Below are 21775 nucleotides of genomic sequence, written 5' to 3' on the forward strand. Positions count from 1 at the left end.
ATCGGGCTCATGGCGGAAGGGCGGGGCCGAGGCATGACGGATGGCATGGCGCGGCCCCGCACGCCGCCGGTGCCGGGTATGCCGGGTTGTAGAGCGTGATCGCCTGCGGTGGAATCACCGAAACATGTGATTTGCACGGCCGGCCAATGGCTTAGGGCCCGGTCGGCCGAAGCGGGACCAGCGCTTCGAACCGAGTGGCGGCGCCCGGGATGCGTCGCTCCGATGCGGCCGCGGCATCGCCCGATGGCATGATGCGCCTATCGAAACCGCCGCTGCCCGTTGTCCTGCCGCGGCTTCGCCGCGGCAGGCTGTGCGGATCCCGAGGCAGGAGGGACGCCACGGCCCCTCCACAAAGCCGCTGCGCGTCTTCGTGGGGAATTCCCTAAACCATGATCCGCTCACACAGGGTCGCGGATCATGGTCGAGGCCGTTGCTTGAGCGCGTGAGTCACGCTTTTCGGTGAGTCCACCTCAAGCGGTCACGCTCTAGCGGACGACCGTCACCGCGCGGCGGTTCTGCGCCCAGGCATCCTCGTTCGAGCCCAGCGCCGCCGGACGGTCCTTGCCGTAGGAGATGGTGGAGATCCGGCCGCCGGCCACGCCGCCCGCGACCAGCGCGTCGCGCGCCGCATTCGCCCGGCGCTGGCCGAGGGCGAGGTTGTACTCCCGCGTGCCGCGCTCGTCGGTATGGCCCTCGACGGTGACGGTGACAGAGGGGTTGCTGCCGAGCCAGCTCGCCTGGCGCTGCAGGGTCGAGCGCTGATCGGCGCGGATCGCGCTGCTGTCGTAATCGAAGAAGACGCGATCGCTGCCCGCCTGGGCGATCAGATCCTCCTGGCTGCCCGGCTGGATCGTGCTGGCCGTGGTCGCCGCGCCAGTGCCGGTCGCGGCCGAATCCTTCGAGGATTCGCAGGCCGCGAGCAGAGCAACTGCGGCGAAGGCGCCGAGCAGCTTGGTGTTGGTCATCCCTCTGGTCCTTCCGATGAAGCAGCACTCGGCTGCGGAACATCCACCGGCGCCGTTACAACTCGCAGTCGAGACGGTCAAGGATATCCATCCTGGAACGAAGGGGCTCGCAGCAAAGGGATAAGCGGCGGCCAGCCCCCCGCCCCCGCTCACGACAGCAGGGGCGACCAGGCCGGGTCCGAGGCGTCGGTCGGGGTGAGGATCTGGCGCTCGTTAAAGCCGGCGACGTCGATCGAAGCGAGGCGCGAGGAATAGCCGCTGCCCCGGGCGTCGCGGGCCGGCGATTCGCGGAAGAACATCATCACCCGGCCGTTCGGCGCGAAGGTCGGGCCCTCCATGCCCCAGCCCTCGGTGAGGATCCGCTCGCCCGAGCCGTCCGGCCGCATCACCCCGATGCCGAACTGCCCCCCCGCCCCGCCGAAGCGGGTGAAGGCGATGAGGTCGCCGCGCGGCGACCAGACCGGCGTCGCATAGCGGCCACGGCCGAAGGAGATGCGGCGGATGCCGCCGCCATCGGCCGACATGACGTAGAGCTGCTGATCGCCGCCGCGATCGGAGTTGAAGACGATCTGGCTGCCATCGGGCGAGAAGCAGGGCGAGACGTCGAGCCCGCCGCCCGAGGTGAGCTGCCGCTCCCGCCGCGAGCCGAGATCGACCACGTAGATGTTCGCGTCGTTGCCGCGGGTGGCGGAGAGCACCACGCTGCGCCCGTCCGGGCTGAAGCGCGGCGAGAGGGTCATGCCGGGGAAATTCCCCAGCGGCTCCGGCCGCCCGCCATCGAGGTTGAACAGATAGACCTTCGGCTCGCCGCGCGCATAAGACATGAAGGCGATCTGCTGCGCGTTCGGGTGGAAGCGCGGCGTCAGCGCGGCGGAGGAGCCATCGGTCAGGAAGCGGTGGTTCTCCCCGTCCTGGTCCATGATGGCGAGGCGCCGGGTGCGGCGGTCGCGCGGGCCGGTCTCGGCCACATAGACCACGCGGGTGTCGAAATACCCTTTCTCGCCGAGCAGCCGCTCATAGATCACGTCCGAGATCAGATGCGCGATGCGGCGCCAATTGGCGGCCGGGGCGGTGAAGGCAGTGCCCTGGATCTGCTGCTCCGGCAGCACGTCCCAGAGCCGGAACTCGACGCGCACCCGGTCGCTGCCGGCATCGACCCGGCCGGTGACCAGCGCCTGGGCGCCGATCACGCGCCAGTCCTGGAAGCGCGGCACCGCCGCCGCCACCTCGGCGGTCTGGATGAAGGCGGCGCGGTCCACCGGGCGGAATAGGCCGCAATTCTTCAGGTTGTTGACCACCACGCGGGCGATGTCGCGGCCGACGCGCTGGCCGTCGCCGCTGCCGGCGAAATCCGGCACGGCAATCGGGATCGGATCGGTGCGGGCGCGGGTGATGTCGACGACCGAGCTCTGCGCCCGGGCCTGGCTGCCGAGGCCGCCGATCGCCGGCAGGCCGAGGGCCAGGCCGCCGAACAGCGCGGCCCGGCGCGTGAGGAAGCCCGCCATCGCCTTCTCGTCCGGGGTCATGCGTATCCTCCTGAAGATGTGGCGCGAGGGCGGCCGGCGGGCCGCCGCGATGCAAGGGCACGGCGGGTCAGCGCAGGCCGAGGTCGCGCGGGTTGAAACGGAAGATGGTGTCGCGCAGCGCCGCCAGCCGCTCCCGCGGCAGCGGCAAGGGGTTGCATTTCGGGTCGAGCAGCGCCCGCCGCGCCGCCTCGTAGACCGAGCGGGCCCGCGGGTCGCTCGGCGGCGATCCATTGGCACGGACGTTGCGGACCACGCCGCCGGCATCGACATCGACGCGGAGTTCGACGACGACGCTGTTGATGCCGAGCCCGCCGCCATCGACCGACCAGCACTCGCTGATCTTGTCGGCGAGCCCGGCCTTCTCCCCGGCGGAGAGCGTCGCCGTGCCGGTCGGCGCGCCGCCGCCCTGCTGCGGGGTGCCGGCGGCCGGGCTCGGCTTGCCGGTCGGCGGCCGGTTCTGCTGCGCCGACTGCATCAGCTTGTCGAGCGTGTTGAGCACGCTGCGGCTGTCCGCCTGCGGCTTCTGGACCGGCGGCGTCCGGCCGGTGCCGGCCTCCTTGCTCGGCTGCGGCGGCGTCGGGGCGGGCGGGCGCGGCACCGTGGCCTCGGGCCGCGCGGGGGCCGGGGTGGGGCTCGGCTTCTCGGCCTTCTCCGGCTTCGCCTCGGCCACCTGCTGCGGCTTCGGCGCCGGCTTCTCGGTGGGCTTCTCCGGCTTTTCCACCTTCTCGGGCTTGTCCGGCTTCTCCGCCTTTTCCGGCCGCGTCTCGGCGACCGGCCTGGGCGGCGCCGGCACCGGGATGGGCGGCGGCGGCAGGGGCAGCGGGCTCGGCGTCGGCTCGGGCGGCGGCGCCGGGCGCGGCTTCGCCTCCGCCACCTGCTGCGGCGGCTTCGGCGCCGGCTCGGGCGGCGGGGCGCTCGGCTTCGGCAGGGCCTGCGGCGCCGGGGCCGGGATGGGCGCCTGCGGCGCCGGGGCCGGGATGGGCGCCGGCGGCGGCGGGGGTGGCGGCGGCGGCGGGCTCGGCACCGCATCGGCCACCGTCGTCTCGCCCGGCGGCTCCGGCCGGGCCGGCTGGGTCACGCTCGGCGGCCCGGCGACCGGCGCCGGCTGCTCGCCCTGGGCCAGTTGCGGCGCCGTGACCACCTCCACCGCGATCGCCTCCTCCTGTGGTTCCTGCAACGGCCGCGGCAGGCCGAAGACGAGGCCGAGCACCAGCAGCGCGACATGCAGCGCCGCCGATACCAGACCCCAGAACCGCATTCCCCTCGGCGGCATTGCCGCGCCCCCCGGCGCCATATCCAATCCACGCAATCCTGGTTATCCGATCAGCCCGCCGGTCCGCGGCGGCCCGCGCCCGGCGGGACTCGCCACGAGGCCGGCGCCTCGCCGGAGCGGGGTCCGCGGCCCTTCAGCCATGGAAGCCGCTCCGATCTATTGACCGCGCCTCACCATGGTGGGGGTGCCACGGATGGAAGCCGCGATCCGCCCCCGGCGCCCCGGTCCTGCCGATCCGCGGCACGTGGCGGAGGGTGCGGGTGCCCTAGACGATGATCCGCCCACACAGGTTCGCGGACCATGATCTAGCGCGTTGTTTGGTCGCGTGATTCGCGCCTTCGGTGAGTCCACCTCAGGCGATCACGCTCTAGCGCGGCGCCGGCTGCGGCCGGCCAGCCGGGGGAGTAGCCGGCGCGCCGGGTCGAGCAGCCGGCACCGCGGTGGCCGGCCGGCCGGCGGGCTGCTCGGCCAGCAGCGCCACCTTGCTGAAGCCGCCGGAACTGATCGTGCCCATCACCTCCATCACCCGGCCATAGCTGATCGCCTTGTCGCCGCGGACGAAGATCCGCCGCTCCGGCGCCCCTTCCGGCTGCTCGCGGGCGATCGCCTGCAGCTGCGCGACCAGGTTCTCGATCGGCACCTCGGTCTCCTGCAGGAAGATCTTGCCCTCGGGATTAACCGTGATGGTGATCGGCTCGTTGTCCTGGTTGAGCGCGCTGGCCTGGGTCTTCGGCAGGTCGACCGGCACGCCGACCGTCATCAGCGGCGCCGCCACCATGAAGATGATGAGCAGCACCAGCATCACGTCGACCAGCGGGGTGACGTTGATCTCGGCCATCGGCCGGTAGCGGCTGCGCCCCCGGCCGGCATTGAGCGAGACGGCCATGGCGCTACTCCGCGACGGGCGCTGCGCTGCGCGCCGGATCGCCGATGGCGCTCTCGGTCTGGCGCGAGAGGATGGCGCCGAACTCTGCGGCGAAACCCTCGAGCCGGCCCGCGAAGCGCGCCAGGTCGGTGTTGATCTTGTTGTAGGCGAGCACCGCCGGGATGGCGGCGACGAGGCCGATCGCGGTGGCGAAGAGCGCCTCGGCGATGCCCGGCGCCACCACGGCGAGGTTGGTGTTCTGCATGCCGGCGATGGCGGCGAAGCTGTTCATGATGCCCCAGACCGTGCCGAAGAGGCCGACGAAGGGCCCGACCGAGCCGACCGAGGCGAGGAAGACCATCCAGCGCTCCAGCCGCTCCATCTCCCGCTGCACGGTGACGGCCATGGTGCGGTCGATCCGCTCCTTCAGCCCGGCGGCGACGAGGTCGGAGCCACCGAGCCGCTGGGCGCCGCGGCGCCATTCCCGCATGGCGGTGACGAAGACCGCGGCCATGGGGTGGGAGGGCCGGTCGCCCTCCTTCCGGTAGAGGTCGTCCAGGCTGCCGCCGGACCAGAAGGCATCCTCGAAGGCATCCGCCGCGCGGTTCACCCGGCGCAGGCTCGTCACCTTCTCGAAGACGATGGCCCAGACCCAGACGCTGGCGAGCAGCAGGCCGAGCATGACCAGCTTCACGACCCAGTCCGCCTGCACGAACAGGCCCCAGAGCGACAGGTCGTGCATCGCTGCACCCAGATCCGTCGCGGTCACGCTGCGATCCACCGCATCACTCCATCCGCTGCGGCGGCCAATCCCCCCGACCGGCCGACCCGCCTAATCCGCCGTCTCCGCCCGCCTCCGGGCCATCCCCCCAGGATCACGGGCCGCCGCCGCCTCCAGCGCCGAGCGCCAGGGCTCGGGGATGCGCCGCGGCCGCAACCCGTCTCGGTCGATGCAGGCCAGCTCGACCCGCAGCGCCGCCAGCGGTCCCGCCACCGCATCCGGCTCCCCATCCGCCACCACCCGCTGGTCCAGCAGCAGGGTGACACCCCGGACGGAAACCACCCTGGTTTCAACCACGACTGCGTCATCGAGCCTGGCGGGCCGCCAATACTCCACTTCAATGCGCCGCACCACGAGTATCGAATGGTGACCTTCCATGAGCATCTGATGCGGCAAGCCCATGGCGCGCAACGATTCCGTCCGGGCCCGCTCCGCCCAGCGCAAGTAGTTGGCGTGATAGGCCATCCCGCCCGCATCGGTGTCCTCGAAATAGACCCGGAGCGGCCAGCGATGCGCCGGCGCGTCCGGCGCCTGGCGCAGGCCCGGCCGCGCCGCGCGGCTCACGACTCGCCCCCGGCCAGCAGGTCGGGCTGGATGGCGAAGCCGGCCGGCGGGCTGAGCCCGAGATGCTGCCAGCCCGGCACGCCGAGCATGCGGCCGCGCGGCGTGCGCAGCACCAGCCCCTCCTGGATCAGATAGGGCTCGATGACGTCTTCGAGCGTGTCGCGCGATTCGGCCAGCGCCGCGGCCAGCGTCTCGACCCCGACCGGGCCGCCATTGTGGTGCACCGCGATGCGCCGGAGATAGCGCCGGTCCATCGCATCCAGCCCCTTGGCATCCACCTCGAGCCGGGTCAGCGCGCCATCCACCATCGCCCGGTCCGCCGCGACGCCGCCGACCGCGGCGAAGTCGCGCACCCGGCGCAGCAGCCGCCCGGCGATGCGCGGCGTGCCGCGGGAGCGGCGGGCGATCTCCCAGGCCCCTTCCTCCGACAGCGCGAAGCCGAGCTTGAAGGCGCCGCGGGTGACGATCCGCAACAGCTCCTCGGGCGTGTAGAATTGCAGGCGCAGCGGGATGCCGAAGCGGTCGCGCAGCGGCTGCGCCAGCAGGCCGGAGCGGGTGGTGGCGCCGACCAGGGTGAAGGGCGGCAGGTCGATGCGCACCGTGCGCGCCGCCGGCCCCTCGCCGATGATGAGGTCGAGCTGGAAATCCTCCATCGCCGGATAGAGCGTCTCCTCCAGCGCCGGCTGCAGCCGGTGGATTTCGTCGACGAAGAGCACGTCGCGCGGCTGCAGGTTGGTCAGGATCGCCGCCAGGTCGCCGGCGCGCTGCAGGATCGGGCCGCTGGTGGCGCGGAATCCGACGCCGAGCTCGCGCGCCACGATCTGCGCCAGTGTCGTCTTGCCGAGGCCGGGCGGGCCGTGCAGCAGCACGTGGTCGAGCGCCTCGCCGCGGTCGCGGGCCGCCTGGATGAAGACGGCGAGATTCTCCCGCGAGGCCTGCTGGCCGGTGAAGTCGGCCAGGGTCTGCGGCCGCAACGTCGCCTCGGCGGCATCCTCCTCGGTGCGAACCGGCGTGGTGATGCGGTCCTCCGCCTCCGGCCCCGGTGGAGAGGTCGGCTGCGGGGCGGCGTCGCGGGCGCCGCCGCGGGCCTTCCGGCCGCCTGTCCCGCTCACCGGGCCAGCTCCTTCAGGCTGTCGCGGATCAGCCCCTCGAGCAGCGCGCCCTCGCCGAGCCGGGTGCGGGCGCGAGTCACCGCCGCCAGCGCCTCCGGCCGTTTCCAGCCGAGATTGACCAGGGCCGACACGGCATCCGCCGTCGCGTCGTCCACCGCGGGCGCCGGCGCCGCGATGCCGGCCGCGCCGCTGCCATCGGCCTCGGGCGTGGCGCGGCCGACCGCCCATTTCTGCATCGCCGGCTCGTCGATGATGCGGTTGGCGGTCGCCGCGCCGAGGCCCTTCACCTCGGCCAGGCGCTTGCGCTCCTTGGCCGCGATCGCCCGCGCCAATTCCTCCGGGCGGAGGCCGGAGAGGACCAGTAGCGCCTTCTGCGGTCCGACCGTCTTCACCTCGATCAAGGCGAGGAAGGCCTCGCGCTCGGCGGCATCGGCGAAGCCGTAGAGGGTGATGGCGTCCTGGCGCAGATGCGTCTCGACCAGCACCTTCTGCACCCCCTCGCGCGCCGAGAGCGCGTCGAGCGTCTTGCGCGAGCAGGCGAGGAGGTAGCCGACGCCGTTCACATCGAGCACGCAGCCGCCCTCATGCACGCCGTCGAGCCGGCCGGTGAGCTTGCCGATCATGCCGGAGCATAGCCGCGCGCGAGGGCGAGGCGGGAGCCGCGGTGATGCGCGTGGCAGATCGCCACCGCCAGCGCGTCGGCGGCATCGGCGCGGCGGATGGTCGCGCCGGGCAGCAGGCGGCGGACCATCGCCTCCACCTGCGGCTTCTCGGCATGGCCGGTGCCGACCACGGCGCGCTTGATCTCCATCGCCTGGTATTCCGCGACGGGCAGGCCGGCGAGCGCCGGGGCGAGCAGCACCACGCCGCGCGCCTGGCCGAGCTTCAGCGCCGCGCCGGGATTCTTGTTGACATAGGTATGCTCGACCGCCGCCTCGTCCGGCTGCCACTGCTCGAGCAGCGCCGCCAGCGCCCGGTGCAGGGTGCAGAGGCGGGCCGCCAGCGGCTCGGCGGCGGCGGTCGAGATGACGCCGTCGCCGAGATGCCGCAACCGGCTGCCGGCGCTCTCGACCAAGCCCCAGCCGGTATGCTGCAGGCCGGGATCGAGGCCGAGCAGCCGCACGGCCTGCATGGCACCTTGTCTCATCGGCGCCCCGCGCCGCGCATGCTCAGGCCGAGAGCCGCTGCGAGACGTCTTCCGACACCTCGAAATTGGCATAGACGTTCTGCACGTCGTCGCTCTCGTCGAGGCGGTCGAGCAGCTTCAGGATCTCGCGCGCCTTTTCCTCGTCGAGATCGATGCGCACCGTCGGCACCCATTCGATGCGGGCGCTCTCGGGAGTGCCGAAGCGGGCCTCGAGCGCGTCGCGCACGGCGAAGAAATCCTCCGGCGCGCAGGTGACCTCATGCCCCTCCTCGTCCGATTCGACATCGAGCGCGCCGGCTTCGATCGCCGCCTCGAGCATCGCCTCGGCCTGATCGGCGAGGCCGGGGAACCAGATCACGCCCTTCCGCTCGAACTGGAAGCTGACCGAGTTGGTCTCGCCGAGCGCCCCGCCGGCCTTGGCGAAGGCGCTGCGGATGTCGCCGGCGGTACGGTTGCGGTTGTCGGTCAGCGCCTCGACGATGACAGCGACGCCATAGGGCCCGTAACCCTCGTAGCGGACCTCCTGGAAATCCTCACCCTGGCCGGCGGCGGCGGCCCGCTTGATGGCGCGGTCGATGGTGTCGCGGGTCATGTTGGCGGTCAGCGCCGCCTTCACCGCGGCGCGCAGCCGGGGGTTCATCGCCGGATCGGGCAGGCCCTGCTTGGCCGAGACCGTGATCTCGCGGATCAGCTTGCCGAAGGCCTGGGCCTTCTTGGCGCCCTGGGCCGCCTTGCGGTGCATGATGTTCTTGGCGTGCGAATGGCCCGCCATGGAAGGGGCTCCAGCATCTTCAGATTGCGGATGAGGAAGGGCTTATAGCCGCATGGGCCGGCCCGCGCCACCGGCGGCGTGCCTTACGCTTGCAGGATCCGCCCCGCCTGGTCCAGGCTGCCGGCATGGACAGCCTCGCCCCCGCCGACCCCTTCGCCGTCACCACCCTCGAGGAGCTGGCCCGGATCTACGATCCGCCGCGCGAGCTGGTGCTGAAGAAGGTGGCGCACCGGCTGGAGGAGCGGACCCTCGCCTTCATCGCCGCCTCGCCCTTCTGCGTTCTGGCGACGGTCGGGCCGCAAGGGGTGCATGCGACGCCGCGCGGCGACGCGCCGGGCTTCGTCGAGGCGCTCGACGACCGCACCCTGGCGCTGCCGGACCGGCGCGGCAACAACCGCCTGGACGGGCTGCGCGACATCATCGCCAACCCGGCCGTCGCGCTGCTCTTCCTCATCCCCGGCGTCGGCGAGGCACTGCGCATCAACGGCCAGGCGCGGATCACCGCCGACCCGACGCTACGCACCCGCTTCACGGTGCAGGAGAAGGCGCCGGCGACGGTGGTGCTGGTCACGGTCGGCGAGGTCTACATGCAATGCGCCAAGTCGATCCTGCGCTCGAGGATCTGGGGCGGGCGGGAGCGGCCGCGGGCGGTGCCGAGCATGGGCGAGATGCTGCAGGCCCATACCGGCGGGCTGGTCGCGCCGGAGAGCTACGATGTCGAGGCGCCGCAGCGGCTGCGGGATACGATGTATTAGAGCGTGATCGCTTGAGGTGGACTCACCGAGAAGCGTGAATCACGCGATCAAGCAACGGCCTGGGCCATGACCCGCGACCCTGTGTGAGCGGACCATGGTCTAGTGACCCCCACGACGTCGCTGCTGATTCCAGACGCGCCGCAGCCTGCCGCGGCGAAGCCATGTCGGGGCGACGGGCAACGAAGGTGGCGGCGGTCAGCGGCCGGCGATGCGGGCCTGGTCCTGGTGGTCGGGTTCGGAGACCTGGACTTGGACCGGCGCCTGAATTGGAGCCTGGACCTGTCTGCGAGGGAGGATGCGGATCCGGCCGGCCTCGTGCCAGCGTGACCGTTCCTCCACCGCGACCGCGTCGCGCATCAGTCCCTCATAGCTGAGGCCCCCGGCGGCACCGCCGAGGACGGAGGCTCCCGGCGCGAAGCGCTGGTCTCGTCGGCGATCCATGATCACCTCCCCGCTCTGCGAGGACAGACTTTGCCCCGACGCGAAGGCGCAATGCTAGGGCAAAGTTATATTTGTATACAAACGTAATAAATCCTCCCCAGGTTGCAGTATCGTCTCGGTCCCGGGGCGAATCGTCAGACCTGCGGCAGGATCTGCGAGAGGCGGCCGCCCTGCCGCACCGGCTCCACCCGCCGCGCCAGCCCGGTTGCGTCATCCGTCTCGACGAAGAGGCCGCAGAGCGTCGCCTCGCCCTCCGCCGGGGCGAGCCGCTCGCCCGGCATCTTGCGCCAGAAGCGCAGCGCGGCGCCGCCCTTCTGCATGCCGATGACGCTGTCATAGTCGCCGCACATGCCGGCATCGGTCTGGTAGGCGGTGCCGCCCGGCAGGATCTGGTGATCGGCGGTCGGCACATGGGTATGGGTGCCGATGACGAGGCTCGCCAGCCCGTCGAAGCTATGGCCGAAGGCCTGCTTCTCCGAGCTCGCCTCGGCATGCAGGTCGATGATGCTCGCCTGGATGGTGCCGCCCGCGCCCATCCGGTGCCGCTGCAACTCGGCCTGCACGCTGCGGAAAGGGTCGTCCAGCGCGTCCATGAACAGTCGGCCCATGACGTTGACCACCAGCGCCTTGCGGTTGCCGGGCACCTCCACCGCCACCGCGCCGCGGCCAGGCGTGCCGGGCGGGAAGTTCAGCGGCCGCAGGATGCGCGGCTCCTGCTCCAGGACCGGGATGATCTCCTTGCGGTCCCAGGCATGGTTGCCGAGGGTGATCGCATCCGCCCCGGCGCCGAGGATCGCCCGCGCCATGTCGGGGGCGAGGCCGAAGCCATGGCTGGCATTCTCGGCATTCACCACGACGAGGTCCGTCCGCAGCGCCGCGCGCAGCCCCGGCAGCCGCGCGATGACGGCATCCCGGCCGCTGCGGCCGACCACATCGCCGAGAAAGAGAATGCGCAAGCCCTGTCTCCCCTCCCTGGTCGTCCCGGGCCGTTCCGGTCCGGCCCTGACCAGCCCACCGCGCGGGACCGGCGCATGCTAGGGCCGATCGCCGGCCAGGGTGAGGCAACGGCCGGGTGAATACGCGCCGCCAACGAAGCGGGTCCCGTGCCCGGCGCCTGAAGGACAGCGTTATTCCTTGATGCGGAGGATGCCGGCCTCGGTCGCCACCGCATCCAGGCGCCAGTCCTCCGGCCCGGCCGGCACCTCCGGCAGTTCCTGGCAGGCGAAGGCGCAGCCGATGGCGGTCGCGCCCGGCAGGCCGGCCAGGGTCCGGTCGTAATAGCCGCCGCCATAGCCGAGGCGCCGCCCGGCGCGGTCGAAGGCGAGCAGCGGCACCAGCAGCCAGTCGGGACGGAGCGCCTCGCCGGCGACCGGCTGGCGGGTGCCCATCGGACCATGCCCCAGCGCCTCGCCCGGCCGCCAGTGCCGGAAGGCGAGCGGCAGGCCGCGCTTCGGCGTGACCGGCAGGGCGATGGGATGGCCGCGCCCGGCAAGGGCCAGCAGCAGCGGCCGGATGTCGATCTCGCCGCCCATGGGCCAGAAGCCGGCGACGATGGCCCCGGCCGGCGGCGGCAGGCCGGCGAGCACATGCTCGGCCAGCGCCGCGCCCAGGGCCGGGGCGCAGCCGACCCGCCGGGCGAGCGCGAGGCGCCGCGCCTCGGCCTTCATCTCCCGCAGGAGCACGTCGCAATGCGGCGATGTGGAAAAGTGCGGAGCCACCATGGCCGTTGGCGTCTCACCCTCCCAAGGCCTGCTAGCGCAGGTGGGCACCAGATACCCGGACCACGATCCGGACAGAGCCAGCTCCCGGAGGATGCTTATTGGCCCCGGGGATGAATTACCTGACGCGCCGGGCAGCCCCGCCCTCTCGATATAGGGCGCCGCGGGGCCAGCGGCCAGCGGCCAAGGATGAAAAACCGGGGGCGAAAAAGCCGCGTCTCAGCCGCGGTCGAGCGTCTGGGCCAGGCCCTCGATGCGCTCGGCGATGCGCGCCAGCCGCTCGGCGAGCTGCGGGTCGGGCGCCGCCGGGGCCGCCGGGGCGAGGCCGGCGCGCGCGCGCACCATCTCCGTCCGCAGGTCGGCGCCCTCATCGGCCAGCAGCAGCGCGACATGCAGCAGCATCCGCGATTCCGAGAACTGGCCGCCCATGGCGCGGATCAGCCGCACCTTCTCCTCGATCTGCTGCACCAGGTCGAGGACATGCGCCTCCTCGCCATCCTTGCAGCCGATGGTGTGCTGGTAGCCATTGACCCGGACGGTGACCTGCCCCACGCCGCTACTCCCCCCCGCCCTGCGGCGCACCGCCCGCCTGCGCCTCACCCATCGGCGCCTCGCCGCCGCGCAACTCCTCGGCCAAGGCCAGGCGCAGCCGCGCGATGGTCGCGTCCAGCCGCTCCGCCATGGCCGCGACCTCGGCGCGGGGCACCATCTCGCCTTCCTCCACCGGCGGCCGGGGGCGGCTCAGCGCCGCAACCAGCGTCTCGACGGCGGATTCCAGCCGTGCCGTCGCCATCGTCACCGGGTCCCTCGGATCCTCGCTCATGCCGATCCCGCAACTGCCGTCGCCGGCCGCGCTGGACGCGGGATTCCGGGCGTGCTGCAAGGCTTGGCATGGCGACCGGGACGGGTCAACGGCGACAGCCCGCACCACCGGCGGTAACGGTGCACGATGCGGCCGGGGCGTCGCTCGTCCTGCGCCTGTCCGGTAGCCTGTCGGGGCCGGGCGTGACGCTGCTCTCGGCCCCCGGCGCCGCCGCCACGCTCGGCGCGCCCTGGTTCCTCGCCATCCTGGCGGCGGCGCGGGCGGCGGCGCCGGGCGTGCCGCATGACGCGGTGCTCGATTGCGCCGCGGCGCCGGGCCTGGCCCTGACGGCGCTCCGGGCCGGGCTGCGCGACCTGGTGCTCGACCCGCGCTGCCCCGGATTCGCCGCCGTCGCGAGCGCCGCGGGCGAGCTTTCGGCGAGGCTCCGCCCGGCGCGGCCGGTCTCGCTCGATCTTGGCCGCCTCGACCTCACGCGTGCCGGCGGCCGAGCCCGGCTCGCGGCATGGTTGGCAGGCGCCGGGTGACAGGCCGGCAACCCCGCGCTACATCCCGCGACCAGACTCACCGCTCCAGACTCGCCACCAGCGAAAGGGTATACGCCATGCAGCTCACGCCAAAGGTGAAAGAGATCCTCTCCTGGTACGAGAGCGACAATCCCGGCACCAAGGCGAACCTCGCCCGCATCCTGATGGCGGGGAAGCTGGCCGGCACCGGCCGCGTGGTGATCCTGCCGGTGGACCAGGGCTTCGAGCACGGCCCGGCCCGCAGCTTCGCGCCGAACCCGGCCGGCTACGACCCGCGCTACATGTTCGAGCTGGCGCTCGAGGCCGGGCTCAACGCCTATGCCGCGCCGCTCGGCATGATCGAGGCGGGGGCCTCCACCTATGCCGGCGCCATCCCGACCATCCTGAAGGTCAACTCCTCGAACAGCCTCTCCACCACCAAGGACCAGGCGGTGACGGGCAGCGTCTCCGACGCCCTGCGCCTCGGCTGCTCGGCGATCGGCTTCACCATCTATCCGAGCTCGGAATACCAGTTCGAGATGATGGAGGAGCTGCGCGAGCTGGCCGAGGAGGCGAAGTCCGTCGGCCTCGCCGTGGTGGTCTGGAGCTACCCGCGCGGCCCGATGCTCGACAAGACCGGCGAGACGGCGCTCGATATCTGCGCCTATGCGGCGCATATGGCGGCGCTGCTCGGCGCCCACATCATCAAGGTGAAGCCGCCGACCTCGGCGATCTCGCTCGATGCCGCGAAGAAGACCTACGAGAAGTACCCGGTCGACGTGAACGACGAGGTCGCGCGCTTCAAGCACGTGGTGCAGGCCTGCTTCGGCGGCCGGCGCCTGGTGGTCTTCTCGGGCGGCGAGGCGAAGGGCACGGAGGACATCCTGAAGGAGGTCCGCGCCATCCATGCCGCGGGCGGCAACGGCTCCATCATGGGCCGCAACGCCTTCCAGCGCTCGAAGGCGGATGCGCTGAACCTGCTCTCCTCGATCATCGAGATCTACCAGGCTCCGGCCGGCTAAGACCGGGAGCGGGCGGCGGCGCAGCGCCGCGCCGCCGCCCGCTCCCTGCCGGACGGCCCCGTCCGCGCTTCCCAAACCCGTCCCGGCGCGGCATTCAGCCGCCATGGACGAACCCTGCCGCCTCTACCTCATCACCCCGCCCGTCCTGCCGCCCGATTTCCCGGACCGGCTGGCGGCGGCGCTCGATGCCGGCGACGTCGCCTGCCTGCAGCTCCGGCTGAAGGACGCGCCGCCGGACGCGGTGCGGCGCGCGGTCGAGACGCTGATGCCGATCGCCCAGGCCCGCAACACCGCCTTCCTGCTGAACGACGACGCGGCGCTGGCCGCCGAGCTCGGTTGCGACGGGGCGCATCTCGGCCAGCAGGACGGCAACCATGCCGAGGGCCGCCGGCTGCTCGAGGAGCGCATCCTCGGCATCACCTGCCATGACAGCCGCCACCTGGCGATGCTCGCGGGCGAGACGGGCGCCGACTACGTCGCCTTCGGCGCCTTCTTCCCCACCACGACGAAGGAGGCGAGGCACCGCGCCGGCACCGACCTGCTGGAATGGTGGTCGGAGATGTTCGAGATCCCTTGCGTGGCGATCGGCGGCATCACCGCGGCCAATTGCGCCCCCCTGGTGCGGGCGGGGGCGGATTTCCTGGCCGTGGTCGGGGCGGTCTGGAACCATCCCGAGGGCCCGGCGGCCGGCGTCCGGGCGATGAACCGGGCGATCGCGGAGGCGCTGGAATGAGATCTCCAGTGTTGGTGCCGGAGCTGATGGTCACCGACATCGCTCGGAGCCTCGCCTTCTGGTGCGGCCCCTGCGGCTTCCACGTGCTCTTCGACCGGCAGGAGGAGGGCTTCGCCTGCATAGAGCGCGACGGCTCCCGCCTCATGCTGGATGAACTGCCGCTACATCGCCCGCATCGCTGGGAAGTCGCCCCAACCGAGCGCCCCTTTGGACGGCACGTGAACTTCGAGATAGCGGTCCCTGCGCTCGAACCGATCCTCGCGGCGCTGGGTGCGCTGAACTGGCCGCTTTTCATGGGGCCCGAGACCAGGACCTACCGGGTTAGCGACACCAGCGTCACGGTTCGGCAGTTCCTGGTACAGGACCCCGACGGCTACCTGCTGCGCTTCTCGCAAGAGCTCGACGAGCCAGAAGTCCCCGATGCGGCTTGAATTCGCTACCTGCGACGTCTTCACCGAGGCCCGCTTCGGCGGCAACCCGCTCGCCGTGGTGTGGGGCGGCGAGGCGCTGGGCGGCGCCGCGATGCAGCGCATCGCGCGCGAGTTCAACCTCTCCGAGACCGTTTTCGTGCTGCTGCCGGAGGCTGCCGGCGCCGCGGCGCGGATCCGCATCTTCACCCCCGGGGCGGAGCTGCCCTTCGCCGGCCATCCGAATGTCGGCACGGCGGTGACGCTCGCCCGCCGCCTCGGCCTGGCCGGCACCGGCATCGCCCTCGACCAGGCGGCGGGGCGGGTCGCGGCGCGGCTGCTGCGCGATGCCGGCGGCGCGGTGACGGGGGCCGAGATCGAGGCGCCGCTGCCCTTCGCCGAGCTGGCGCCGCTCGCGCCCGAGGCGGTCGCCGCCTGCCTCGGCCTGCCCGTCGCGGCGGTGCGCAGCGCGACGCATCCGCCGGTGATCGCCGGCTGCGGCAATCCCTTCGCCCTGGCCGAGCTGGCGGACCTCGCGGCCCTCGCCGCGGCGGCGCCCGATATCGCCGCCTTCCGCCGCCACCTGCCGGCCGGCGCCGTGGTCGGGCTGCACCTGCATGTCGCCCTGTCCGATGGCCGGCGCCGGGCGCGGATGTTCGGCCCGCTGGCCGGCGTGCCGGAGGACCCGGCGACCGGCAGCGCCAACCTCGCCCTGGCCGGGCTGCTGCTGCGGGCGGGCGGCGGCGCGACGTTGTCGCTCGATATCGAGCAGGGCATCGAGATGGGCCGCCCCTCCCGCCTCGCGCTGCGGGCCTGGCGGGCCGACGATGGCGCCATCCGTTGCGCGGTCGGCGGCGGCGTGGTCGCCGTCTCGGAGGGCTGGATCGAGGCCGGCTGAGCCGGCTGGCCCGCCTTGCCAGCCGCCGGGCGCCGGCGCAGCCTGCCGGCGGCGCGGGACGGAGGTGGGATTGGACGAGCTCGGCTTCCACCGCACCCTGCACCGGCCCGGCACGCTGCTCGATATCGGCGCGCATGACGGCGCCTTTACCCTGCCCTTCGCCGCCCTGCCGGACAGCCGCGTCCTCGCCTTCGAGCCGCTGCCGGGCGCCTTCGCCCGGCTGCGGGCGGCGACCGCGGGGCTCGGCAATGTCACGCTGCGGCCGGAGGCGCTCGGCGCGGCGGAGGGCGAGATCACCCTCGCCCTGCCGGTGCTGGACGGCGAGCCGCAGGAGCAATGGGCGAGCACCGCCAAGACCTATGCCGGCCTCGACCCGCGCGTGGCCGAGCAGCGCTGGCAGGTGCCGGTCCGCCGCCTTGACGGCTTCGGCCTGTCCGACCTCACCGCGGTGAAGCTCGATGCCGAGGGGGCGGAGTACGAGGTGCTGCGCGGGGCGCGCGAGACGCTGCTGCGCTGCCGGCCCATCCTCTCGATCGAGATCGAGGAGAGGCACCGGCCCGGCTCCACCTGGGCGGTGCCGGCCTATCTCGACGCGCTGGGCTACGACGCCTTCTGGGAGTTCTGGGGCGACTGGCAGCCCATGGCGGGCTTCGACCGCGACCGGATGCAGCGGGCGAGCCCCAACCCGGCGGTGTTCGAGGCCTCCGACCCCTATGTCTTCGTCTTCTACTTCCTGCCACGCGAGGAAGCCGGGGCCATGCTGGCGCGGCTGCGCGCCGCCGAGGCGGGCTGAACCCCGGCGGTGCCGTCCCGTTCTGCCGGCGAGGGTCGGGGAGGCGCGGCATGGACGAGGCGGCGATCGAGACGGGCATGGCGGTGGTCGGCAGCGACGATCACCTGGTGGGCCAGGTGGAGCACCGCGACGGCGCCTATCTGAAGCTCGCCCGCAGCGATGCCGCCGCCGGCGGGCGCTTCCGCTGGCTGGCCTGCGCGCTGATCGCCGGGCTGGAGCCGGGGGTGGTGCGCCTCTCGGTCACCGCCGGGGATGCCGAGGCGGCGGCGCTCGACGAGGACGAGGCGCAGCGCCGGATGGCGCTCGACCCGAATGGCCGCCAGGAATTCGGCCAGCCCGACGATGGGAGACCGCGCGCTTGATTCCCCACGACGTCGCTGCGCGCCGTCGCGGGGGCCCCATGAGTCGCCCAGGGCCCGAGATGCGTCACGGCCTGCGGCGGCGAAGCCGCGGCAGGGCAACGGGCGGCGACGGTTCGGGCGGGCGCTTCACGGGGCCACGCAGTCAAGGCTCGAAGGGAAGCCATTGCACGTCCTCGATGCGGCGCGCGCCGGAGGCGAGCATGGCCAGCCGGTCGAAGCCGAGGGCGATGCCGCTGCCCTCCGGCATGCCATGCGCGAGGGCGGCCAGGAATTCCTCGTCCACATCCCAGCCCGCCTCGCCATAGCGGGCGTGGCGTTCGGCCACATCGGCCGTGAAGCGGGCGCGCTGCTCGGCCGGGTCGGTCAGCTCGTCGAAGGCATTGGCCAGCTCGATCCCGCCGGCGAAGAGCTCGAAGCGCAGCGCGGCGCGCGGATCACCGGGGTCGCGCCGGGCGAGCGCGGCCTGCGGCGCCGGCCAATGGGTGAGGAAGGTGGCGCGCTCGCGGCCGAGGCGCGGCTCCACCCGCTCCAGCAGCAGGCGGAAGAACAGGTCCTCCCACCCCTCCCCCTCGCGCGGCGGCAGGCCGATCGCCGCCGCCGCCCGGCCGAGCGCCGTGGCATCCCCCGCCCCCTCCGGCGTCACCGTCGCCAGCAGGTCGAGCCCGCCGCACCAGCGCCGGAAGGCCTCGGCCATCGTCAGGCGCTCGAAGGGAGGGCGCAGATCGGTCGTCACCCCCGCATGCGCGACCAGGGGCGGGCAGACGGCGCGGACATAGTCCTCCGTCTCCCGCATCATGCCCTCGAGCCCGAGGCCCGGCCGGTACCATTCCAGCATGGTGAACTCCGGCGCGTGGCGCGGCCCGGCCTCGCCGTTGCGCCAGACCCGGGCCAGCTCGAAGACCGGCCCGACGCCGCCGACCAGCAGCCGTTTCAGCGCCAGTTCCGGCGAGGTCCGCAGCCACAGGGTCCGCCGCGTGCCGGCGCCGAGATGCGGCACATACTCGCTGCGGAAGGCGTGCAGATGCACCTCCATCCCGGGCACCGGCACTAGGCAGGGCGTCTCCACCTCGCGGTAGCCACGGGCGGCGAAGAAGGCGCGGGTCATGGCGGCGAGGGCAGCGCGGCGCTCGAGGAAGGGCAGCCGGGCGGCGAGGCTTTCCGGGTGCCAGGTCGGGGTGGCGGGCATGGCGGGCCTGTGGATCGGGATGGCCGGCCGACCCTGCCGCATCCTCGGCGGGCCGGCCATCCCGGGTCGGTCCCAGGCGGCGCGGCGTTCCCGCGGCGGGCCGCCGGGCCTATAGGGGGCCCGATCATGCCCGATGGCCCCCTCCCCCGCCCCGGTCCGCCCGCCCGAACGCTGACCACCCCGCGCGCCTTGCGGCAGGCCGGGCTGATCCCCGCTGCGGCGCTGCCCGGGGCCGAGGCGGTCGCCGCGCGCTACAGCCTCTCCGTCACCCCCGCCGTCGCGGCGCTGATCGACCCGGCCGATCCGGACGACCCGATCGGCCGGCAATACCTGCCCGACCCGGCGGAGCTGGTGACGGCGCCGCACGAGCTGGCCGACCCGACCGCCGACGCGCCGCACAGCCCGGTCCCCGGCGTGGTCCACCGCTATCCCGACCGGGCGCTGCTGAAGCCGCTACTGGCCTGCCCGGTCTATTGCCGCTTCTGTTTCCGGCGCGAGGCGGTGGGGCCGGATGGCGGGCTGCTCGGCGAGGCGGCGCTGGAGGCGGCGCTCGACTGGTTCGCCCGGACGCCGGCGGTGCGCGAGGCGATCCTGACCGGCGGCGACCCGCTGATGCTCTCGCCGCGCCGGCTGGGCATGATCCTCGCCCGGCTGGCGGCGCTGCCGCATATCGAGATCCTGCGCATCCACAGCCGCGTGCCGGTCGCCGCGCCGGGGCTGGTGAACGAGGCGCTGGCCGCGGCGCTGGCGATGGAGACGCCGCTCTATCTTTGTGTTCACGCCAACCATGCGCGGGAATTCACGCCGGAGGCCGTGGCGGCGCTCGGGCGGCTGCACCGCGCCGGCGCCGTGCTGCTCGGCCAGAGCGTGCTGCTGCGCGGCGTGAATGACCGCCCGGAGGCGCTGGAGGCGCTGTTCCGCGCCATGCTGCGGGCGCGGGTGAAGCCATACTACCTGCACCAGCTCGACCCGGCGCCCGGCACCGCGCGCTTCGCCGTGCCGGTCGAGGAAGGTAGGGCGATCCTGCGGGCGCTGCGCGGTCGCGTCACCGGCCTCGCCTGGCCGGTCTATGTGCAGGAGCGGCCGGAGGGCGGCGGCAAGGTGCCGCTCGGGCCGGACTACGCGGCGAACGGGGAATAGAGTTCGGAGATCGGCATGCAGAAGGTCGCCCTCGTCACCGGCGCCGCGCGCGGCATCGGCCTCGCCACGGCACGGCGCTTCCTCGCCGAGGGCTGGCGGGTGGCGCTGCTCGATATCGACGCCCCGGGGTTGGAGGCGGCGGTCGCCGGGCTGGGCGCCGCGGCGGCAGCGCTCGCCCTGCCCTGCGACGTGGCCGAGCCCGAGGCGGTCTTCGCTGCCGTGCGGCGCGCGGCCGGGCAGTTCGGCCGTCTGGACGCGCTGGTGAACAATGCCGGCACCGCGGTGTTCAAGCCGCTGCTGGAGACGACGCCCGAGGAATGGGGCCGTGTGCTGGCGGTGAACCTGACCGGCCCCTTCCTCACCACCCAGGCGGCGGCGCCGCTGATGGCGGAGGGCGGCGGCGGCGCGGTGGTGAACGTCACCTCCATCTCCGGCCTGCGCGCCTCGACGCTGCGGGTCGCCTACGGCACCAGCAAGGCGGCGCTGGCGCATCTGACGCGGCAGCAGGCGGTGGAGCTCGCCGTGCTCGGCATCCGCGTCAATGCCGTGGCGCCAGGACCGGTCGAGACCGCCATGGCCAAGGCGGTGCACACGCCGGAGATCCGGCGCGACTATCACGACGCCATCCCGCTGGCCCGCTACGGGCTGGAGGAGGAGCTGGCGGAGGTCATCGTCTTCCTCTGCGGCGAGCGCGCGAGCTACCTCACCGGCCAGGAGATCGCCGTGGATGGTGGCTTCGACGCTGCCGGGATCGGCCTGCCGACGCTGCGGCAGGCGCGGCGCAACCTGTAGGCAGCAATAGGCCGCCCGCCCGAGGCCCCGAGCCGGAACCGTCGCTACCCGTTGCCCTGCCGCGGCTTCGCCGCGCCAGGCTGTGACGGATTCCGGGCTCGCAGCGAATCACGGGGCCCCCGCGAAGACGCGCAGCGGCTTCGTGGGGATCTACCGCATCGGCGGCGCCACCATCAGCCCGCCGCGGGTCCAGAGGTCGTTCGGCCCGCGCGGGAGTTGCGCCGGGCTGTCCTTGCCGAGATGCCGGTCGTAGATCTCGCCGTAATTGCCCACGGCCCTGATGGCGTTCAGCATCCAGCCGCGGTCGAGGCCGAGCGCCGGGCCCAGCTCGCCGGTCTTGCCCAGCAGCCGCTGCACCGCCGGGCTCGGGCTCTCGGCCAGCATCCTGCCGGCGTTCTCGCGGGTGATGCCGAGCTCCTCCGCCTCGACGAGGCCGTAGACCACGTAGCGGATGATGTCGAACCACTGGTCGTCGCCCTGCTTCACCGAGGGCGCGTAGGGCTCCTTGCTGATGCGGTCGGGCAGCAGGCGGTGCGCCTGGGCGTCCGGGAAGGCGGCGCGGATGGCGGCGAGCTGGCTGGCATCGCCGGTGTAGCTGTCGCAGCGGTTGCTCTCATAGGCGCGGCGCGCCTCGTCCTTGTCGGCGAAGATCACCGGGGTGAAGCGCACGCCCGTGTTCCGGCTCCAGTCCTGCAGGTTCAGCTCATGCGTGCTGGCCGAGACGAAGCAGATGGTGGCGCCGTCGAGCTGCTTCGCGCTCGTCACGCCGCTATCGGCGCGCACCAGGAAGCCCTGGCCGTCGTAGAAATTCGGGGCGGTGAAATTGAGGCCGAGCTGGGCGTCGCGCATAAAGGTCCAGGTCGTGGTGCGGGTCAGCACCTCCACCTGCCCGGTGACCAGCGCCGGGAAGCGGTTCTGCCCGGTCAGGTGCTGCCAGACCAGCCTGTCGGCGCTGCCGAGCACCGCGGCGGCGAAGGCGCGGCAGAGATCGGCATCCATGCCCTGCCAAATGCCGCGACTGTCCGGCTGGCTCCAGGCCGGATCGCCGGTCGAGATGCCGCAGGAGAGCGCGCCGCGCGCCCGCACCGCAGTGAGCGTCGGGCCCGGCGCGGCCGGCTGCGCCGCGGCCATGGCCGGAAGCAGGAGGGCCAGGGACAGGGCCAGGGACAGGGCCGAGCGTCGCAGCATGCCGATCCT

At 72.9% G+C, this 21775-nt stretch carries 27 protein-coding genes and 1 other RNA gene; 10 read left to right on the forward strand and 18 right to left on the reverse strand.

Annotation, left to right across the window (positions count from 1 at the left end; translation table 11 throughout):
• Nucleotides 1–485: 485 nt before the first annotated feature.
• The 10 genes from pal to HJG45_RS00595 form a co-directional block, all read right to left on the reverse strand.
• A complete protein-coding gene (pal, locus tag HJG45_RS00550) occupies nt 486–965 on the reverse strand; it encodes a peptidoglycan-associated lipoprotein Pal (protein ID WP_171610137.1) in 480 nt (159 codons plus the stop codon).
• Between the two features lie 149 nt (nt 966–1114).
• Complete coding sequence (gene tolB, locus HJG45_RS00555; RefSeq protein ID WP_254452207.1) at nt 1115–2491, reverse strand: Tol-Pal system beta propeller repeat protein TolB; 1377 nt, start codon at nt 2489–2491, stop codon at nt 1115–1117.
• A 67-nt stretch (nt 2492–2558) separates the two neighbouring features.
• Entirely contained in the window at nt 2559–3749 is a 1191-nt protein-coding gene (locus HJG45_RS00560; RefSeq protein ID WP_171610138.1) for a hypothetical protein, read from the reverse strand.
• A 382-nt stretch (nt 3750–4131) separates the two neighbouring features.
• On the reverse strand, nt 4132–4650 hold the full coding sequence (gene tolR / locus HJG45_RS00565) for a protein TolR (RefSeq protein ID WP_171610139.1): 519 nt from the start codon (nt 4648–4650) through the stop codon (nt 4132–4134).
• Between the two features lie 4 nt (nt 4651–4654).
• Nucleotides 4655–5410, reverse strand: a complete 756-nt coding sequence (gene tolQ / locus HJG45_RS00570; protein ID WP_171610140.1) for a protein TolQ — start codon at nt 5408–5410, stop codon at nt 4655–4657.
• 51 nt (nt 5411–5461) lie between these two features.
• Nucleotides 5462–5974: a YbgC/FadM family acyl-CoA thioesterase gene (locus HJG45_RS00575; RefSeq protein WP_368040484.1), complete on the reverse strand. Its 513-nt coding sequence runs from the start codon at nt 5972–5974 to the stop codon at nt 5462–5464.
• Nucleotides 5971–6993 carry a Holliday junction branch migration DNA helicase RuvB gene (gene ruvB / locus HJG45_RS00580; RefSeq protein WP_171610639.1) on the reverse strand — a complete coding sequence of 341 codons (1023 nt, stop codon included), beginning with the start codon at nt 6991–6993 and terminating at the stop codon, nt 5971–5973. Before ruvB ends, HJG45_RS00575 begins: the two co-directional genes overlap by 4 nt.
• 89 nt (nt 6994–7082) lie before the next feature.
• Entirely contained in the window at nt 7083–7709 is a 627-nt protein-coding gene (gene ruvA, locus HJG45_RS28320) for a Holliday junction branch migration protein RuvA (RefSeq protein WP_171610141.1), read from the reverse strand.
• Nucleotides 7706–8218, reverse strand: coding sequence for a crossover junction endodeoxyribonuclease RuvC (gene ruvC, locus HJG45_RS00590; protein WP_171610142.1), 513 nt, complete (start codon nt 8216–8218; stop codon nt 7706–7708). Before ruvC ends, ruvA begins: the two co-directional genes overlap by 4 nt.
• 37 nt (nt 8219–8255) lie before the next feature.
• On the reverse strand, nt 8256–9005 hold the full coding sequence (locus HJG45_RS00595) for a YebC/PmpR family DNA-binding transcriptional regulator (RefSeq protein WP_171610143.1): 750 nt from the start codon (nt 9003–9005) through the stop codon (nt 8256–8258).
• Between the two features lie 125 nt (nt 9006–9130).
• Between HJG45_RS00595 and HJG45_RS00600 the strand changes: the two genes are divergently transcribed.
• Nucleotides 9131–9760, forward strand: coding sequence for an MSMEG_1061 family FMN-dependent PPOX-type flavoprotein (locus tag HJG45_RS00600; RefSeq protein WP_171610144.1), 630 nt, complete (start codon nt 9131–9133; stop codon nt 9758–9760).
• A 195-nt stretch (nt 9761–9955) separates the two neighbouring features.
• Here HJG45_RS00600 and HJG45_RS00605 read toward each other — a convergent pair whose 3' ends face one another.
• The 6 genes from HJG45_RS00605 to HJG45_RS00630 all read right to left on the reverse strand — a co-directional run bounded on the left by HJG45_RS00605 (nt 9956) and on the right by HJG45_RS00630 (nt 12742).
• A complete protein-coding gene (locus HJG45_RS00605) occupies nt 9956–10201 on the reverse strand; it encodes a hypothetical protein (protein WP_171610145.1) in 246 nt (81 codons plus the stop codon).
• Between the two features lie 134 nt (nt 10202–10335).
• Nucleotides 10336–11157, reverse strand: coding sequence for a TIGR00282 family metallophosphoesterase (locus tag HJG45_RS00610; protein ID WP_171610146.1), 822 nt, complete (start codon nt 11155–11157; stop codon nt 10336–10338).
• A gap of 171 nt (nt 11158–11328) precedes the next feature.
• On the reverse strand, nt 11329–11922 hold the full coding sequence (locus tag HJG45_RS00615) for a 5-formyltetrahydrofolate cyclo-ligase (RefSeq protein ID WP_171610147.1): 594 nt from the start codon (nt 11920–11922) through the stop codon (nt 11329–11331).
• A non-coding RNA gene (gene ssrS, locus HJG45_RS00620) (6S RNA) lies at nt 11909–12063 on the reverse strand. Before ssrS ends, HJG45_RS00615 begins: the two co-directional genes overlap by 14 nt.
• A gap of 75 nt (nt 12064–12138) precedes the next feature.
• Nucleotides 12139–12471 (reverse strand): cell division protein ZapA, encoded by a 333-nt coding sequence (locus HJG45_RS00625; RefSeq protein WP_171610148.1) that lies wholly within the window; start codon nt 12469–12471, stop codon nt 12139–12141.
• 4 nt (nt 12472–12475) lie between these two features.
• Entirely contained in the window at nt 12476–12742 is a 267-nt protein-coding gene (locus tag HJG45_RS00630; RefSeq protein WP_171610149.1) for a hypothetical protein, read from the reverse strand.
• 119 nt (nt 12743–12861) lie between these two features.
• Here HJG45_RS00630 and HJG45_RS00635 point away from each other — a divergent pair, with 119 nt between their 5' ends.
• The 7 genes from HJG45_RS00635 to HJG45_RS00665 all read left to right on the forward strand — a co-directional run bounded on the left by HJG45_RS00635 (nt 12862) and on the right by HJG45_RS00665 (nt 17460).
• Complete coding sequence (locus HJG45_RS00635) at nt 12862–13266, forward strand: hypothetical protein (RefSeq protein WP_171610150.1); 405 nt, start codon at nt 12862–12864, stop codon at nt 13264–13266.
• 77 nt (nt 13267–13343) lie between these two features.
• Nucleotides 13344–14267: a class I fructose-bisphosphate aldolase gene (locus tag HJG45_RS00640; RefSeq protein ID WP_171610151.1), complete on the forward strand. Its 924-nt coding sequence runs from the start codon at nt 13344–13346 to the stop codon at nt 14265–14267.
• A 103-nt stretch (nt 14268–14370) separates the two neighbouring features.
• Complete coding sequence (thiE, locus tag HJG45_RS00645; protein ID WP_171610152.1) at nt 14371–15000, forward strand: thiamine phosphate synthase; 630 nt, start codon at nt 14371–14373, stop codon at nt 14998–15000.
• A gap of 11 nt (nt 15001–15011) precedes the next feature.
• Nucleotides 15012–15431 carry a VOC family protein gene (locus tag HJG45_RS00650; protein WP_217362780.1) on the forward strand — a complete coding sequence of 140 codons (420 nt, stop codon included), beginning with the start codon at nt 15012–15014 and terminating at the stop codon, nt 15429–15431.
• Nucleotides 15421–16305: a PhzF family phenazine biosynthesis protein gene (locus tag HJG45_RS00655; protein ID WP_171610154.1), complete on the forward strand. Its 885-nt coding sequence runs from the start codon at nt 15421–15423 to the stop codon at nt 16303–16305. Before HJG45_RS00650 ends, HJG45_RS00655 begins: the two co-directional genes overlap by 11 nt.
• Nucleotides 16306–16375: 70 nt before the next feature.
• Nucleotides 16376–17098 (forward strand): FkbM family methyltransferase, encoded by a 723-nt coding sequence (locus HJG45_RS00660; protein WP_171610155.1) that lies wholly within the window; start codon nt 16376–16378, stop codon nt 17096–17098.
• Between the two features lie 50 nt (nt 17099–17148).
• Nucleotides 17149–17460: a DUF2171 domain-containing protein gene (locus tag HJG45_RS00665; protein WP_171610156.1), complete on the forward strand. Its 312-nt coding sequence runs from the start codon at nt 17149–17151 to the stop codon at nt 17458–17460.
• Between the two features lie 142 nt (nt 17461–17602).
• Here HJG45_RS00665 and epmA read toward each other — a convergent pair whose 3' ends face one another.
• The gene (epmA, locus tag HJG45_RS00670; RefSeq protein WP_171610157.1) at nt 17603–18646 is read right to left on the reverse strand and encodes an EF-P lysine aminoacylase EpmA; all 1044 of its coding nucleotides are present in this window, start codon (nt 18644–18646) and stop codon (nt 17603–17605) included.
• Between the two features lie 126 nt (nt 18647–18772).
• On the opposite strand from epmA, the gene HJG45_RS00675 reads away from it, so the two are divergent.
• Together HJG45_RS00675 and HJG45_RS00680 are read left to right on the forward strand one after the other, a co-directional pair.
• Nucleotides 18773–19786 (forward strand): lysine-2,3-aminomutase-like protein, encoded by a 1014-nt coding sequence (locus HJG45_RS00675; RefSeq protein WP_171610158.1) that lies wholly within the window; start codon nt 18773–18775, stop codon nt 19784–19786.
• A 15-nt stretch (nt 19787–19801) separates the two neighbouring features.
• Nucleotides 19802–20578: an SDR family NAD(P)-dependent oxidoreductase gene (locus HJG45_RS00680; RefSeq protein ID WP_171610159.1), complete on the forward strand. Its 777-nt coding sequence runs from the start codon at nt 19802–19804 to the stop codon at nt 20576–20578.
• 150 nt (nt 20579–20728) lie between these two features.
• Here the strand turns inward: HJG45_RS00680 and HJG45_RS00685 are convergent, their stop codons facing one another.
• Nucleotides 20729–21766, reverse strand: coding sequence for an amino acid ABC transporter substrate-binding protein (locus HJG45_RS00685; RefSeq protein ID WP_171610160.1), 1038 nt, complete (start codon nt 21764–21766; stop codon nt 20729–20731).
• Between the last annotated feature and the right edge of the window lie 9 nt (nt 21767–21775).

This window comes from Roseicella sp. DB1501 (genome assembly GCF_013112485.1).
Taxonomy (GTDB): domain Bacteria; phylum Pseudomonadota; class Alphaproteobacteria; order Acetobacterales; family Acetobacteraceae; genus Paracraurococcus.

Excerpts from the sequence above, each read along its gene's own strand:
- pal (WP_171610137.1), bottom strand. The coding sequence starts at position 965 with ATGACCAACACCAAGCTGCTCGGCGCCTTCGCCGCAGTTGCTCTGCTC.
- tolB (WP_254452207.1), bottom strand. The coding sequence starts at position 2,491 with ATGACCCCGGACGAGAAGGCGATGGCGGGCTTCCTCACGCGCCGGGCC.
- HJG45_RS00560 (WP_171610138.1), bottom strand. The coding sequence starts at position 3,749 with ATGCGGTTCTGGGGTCTGGTATCGGCGGCGCTGCATGTCGCGCTGCTG.
- tolR (WP_171610139.1), bottom strand. The coding sequence starts at position 4,650 with ATGGCCGTCTCGCTCAATGCCGGCCGGGGGCGCAGCCGCTACCGGCCG.
- ruvA (WP_171610141.1), bottom strand. The coding sequence starts at position 7,709 with ATGATCGGCAAGCTCACCGGCCGGCTCGACGGCGTGCATGAGGGCGGC.
- ruvC (WP_171610142.1), bottom strand. The coding sequence starts at position 8,218 with ATGCAGGCCGTGCGGCTGCTCGGCCTCGATCCCGGCCTGCAGCATACC.
- HJG45_RS00595 (WP_171610143.1), bottom strand. The coding sequence starts at position 9,005 with ATGGCGGGCCATTCGCACGCCAAGAACATCATGCACCGCAAGGCGGCC.
- HJG45_RS00600 (WP_171610144.1), top strand. The coding sequence starts at position 9,131 with ATGGACAGCCTCGCCCCCGCCGACCCCTTCGCCGTCACCACCCTCGAG.
- HJG45_RS00605 (WP_171610145.1), bottom strand. The coding sequence starts at position 10,201 with ATGGATCGCCGACGAGACCAGCGCTTCGCGCCGGGAGCCTCCGTCCTC.
- HJG45_RS00615 (WP_171610147.1), bottom strand. The coding sequence starts at position 11,922 with ATGGTGGCTCCGCACTTTTCCACATCGCCGCATTGCGACGTGCTCCTG.
- HJG45_RS00630 (WP_171610149.1), bottom strand. The coding sequence starts at position 12,742 with ATGAGCGAGGATCCGAGGGACCCGGTGACGATGGCGACGGCACGGCTG.
- HJG45_RS00640 (WP_171610151.1), top strand. The coding sequence starts at position 13,344 with ATGCAGCTCACGCCAAAGGTGAAAGAGATCCTCTCCTGGTACGAGAGC.
- thiE (WP_171610152.1), top strand. The coding sequence starts at position 14,371 with ATGGACGAACCCTGCCGCCTCTACCTCATCACCCCGCCCGTCCTGCCG.
- HJG45_RS00655 (WP_171610154.1), top strand. The coding sequence starts at position 15,421 with ATGCGGCTTGAATTCGCTACCTGCGACGTCTTCACCGAGGCCCGCTTC.
- HJG45_RS00665 (WP_171610156.1), top strand. The coding sequence starts at position 17,149 with ATGGACGAGGCGGCGATCGAGACGGGCATGGCGGTGGTCGGCAGCGAC.
- epmA (WP_171610157.1), bottom strand. The coding sequence starts at position 18,646 with ATGCCCGCCACCCCGACCTGGCACCCGGAAAGCCTCGCCGCCCGGCTG.
- HJG45_RS00675 (WP_171610158.1), top strand. The coding sequence starts at position 18,773 with ATGCCCGATGGCCCCCTCCCCCGCCCCGGTCCGCCCGCCCGAACGCTG.
- HJG45_RS00680 (WP_171610159.1), top strand. The coding sequence starts at position 19,802 with ATGCAGAAGGTCGCCCTCGTCACCGGCGCCGCGCGCGGCATCGGCCTC.
- HJG45_RS00685 (WP_171610160.1), bottom strand. The coding sequence starts at position 21,766 with ATGCTGCGACGCTCGGCCCTGTCCCTGGCCCTGTCCCTGGCCCTCCTG.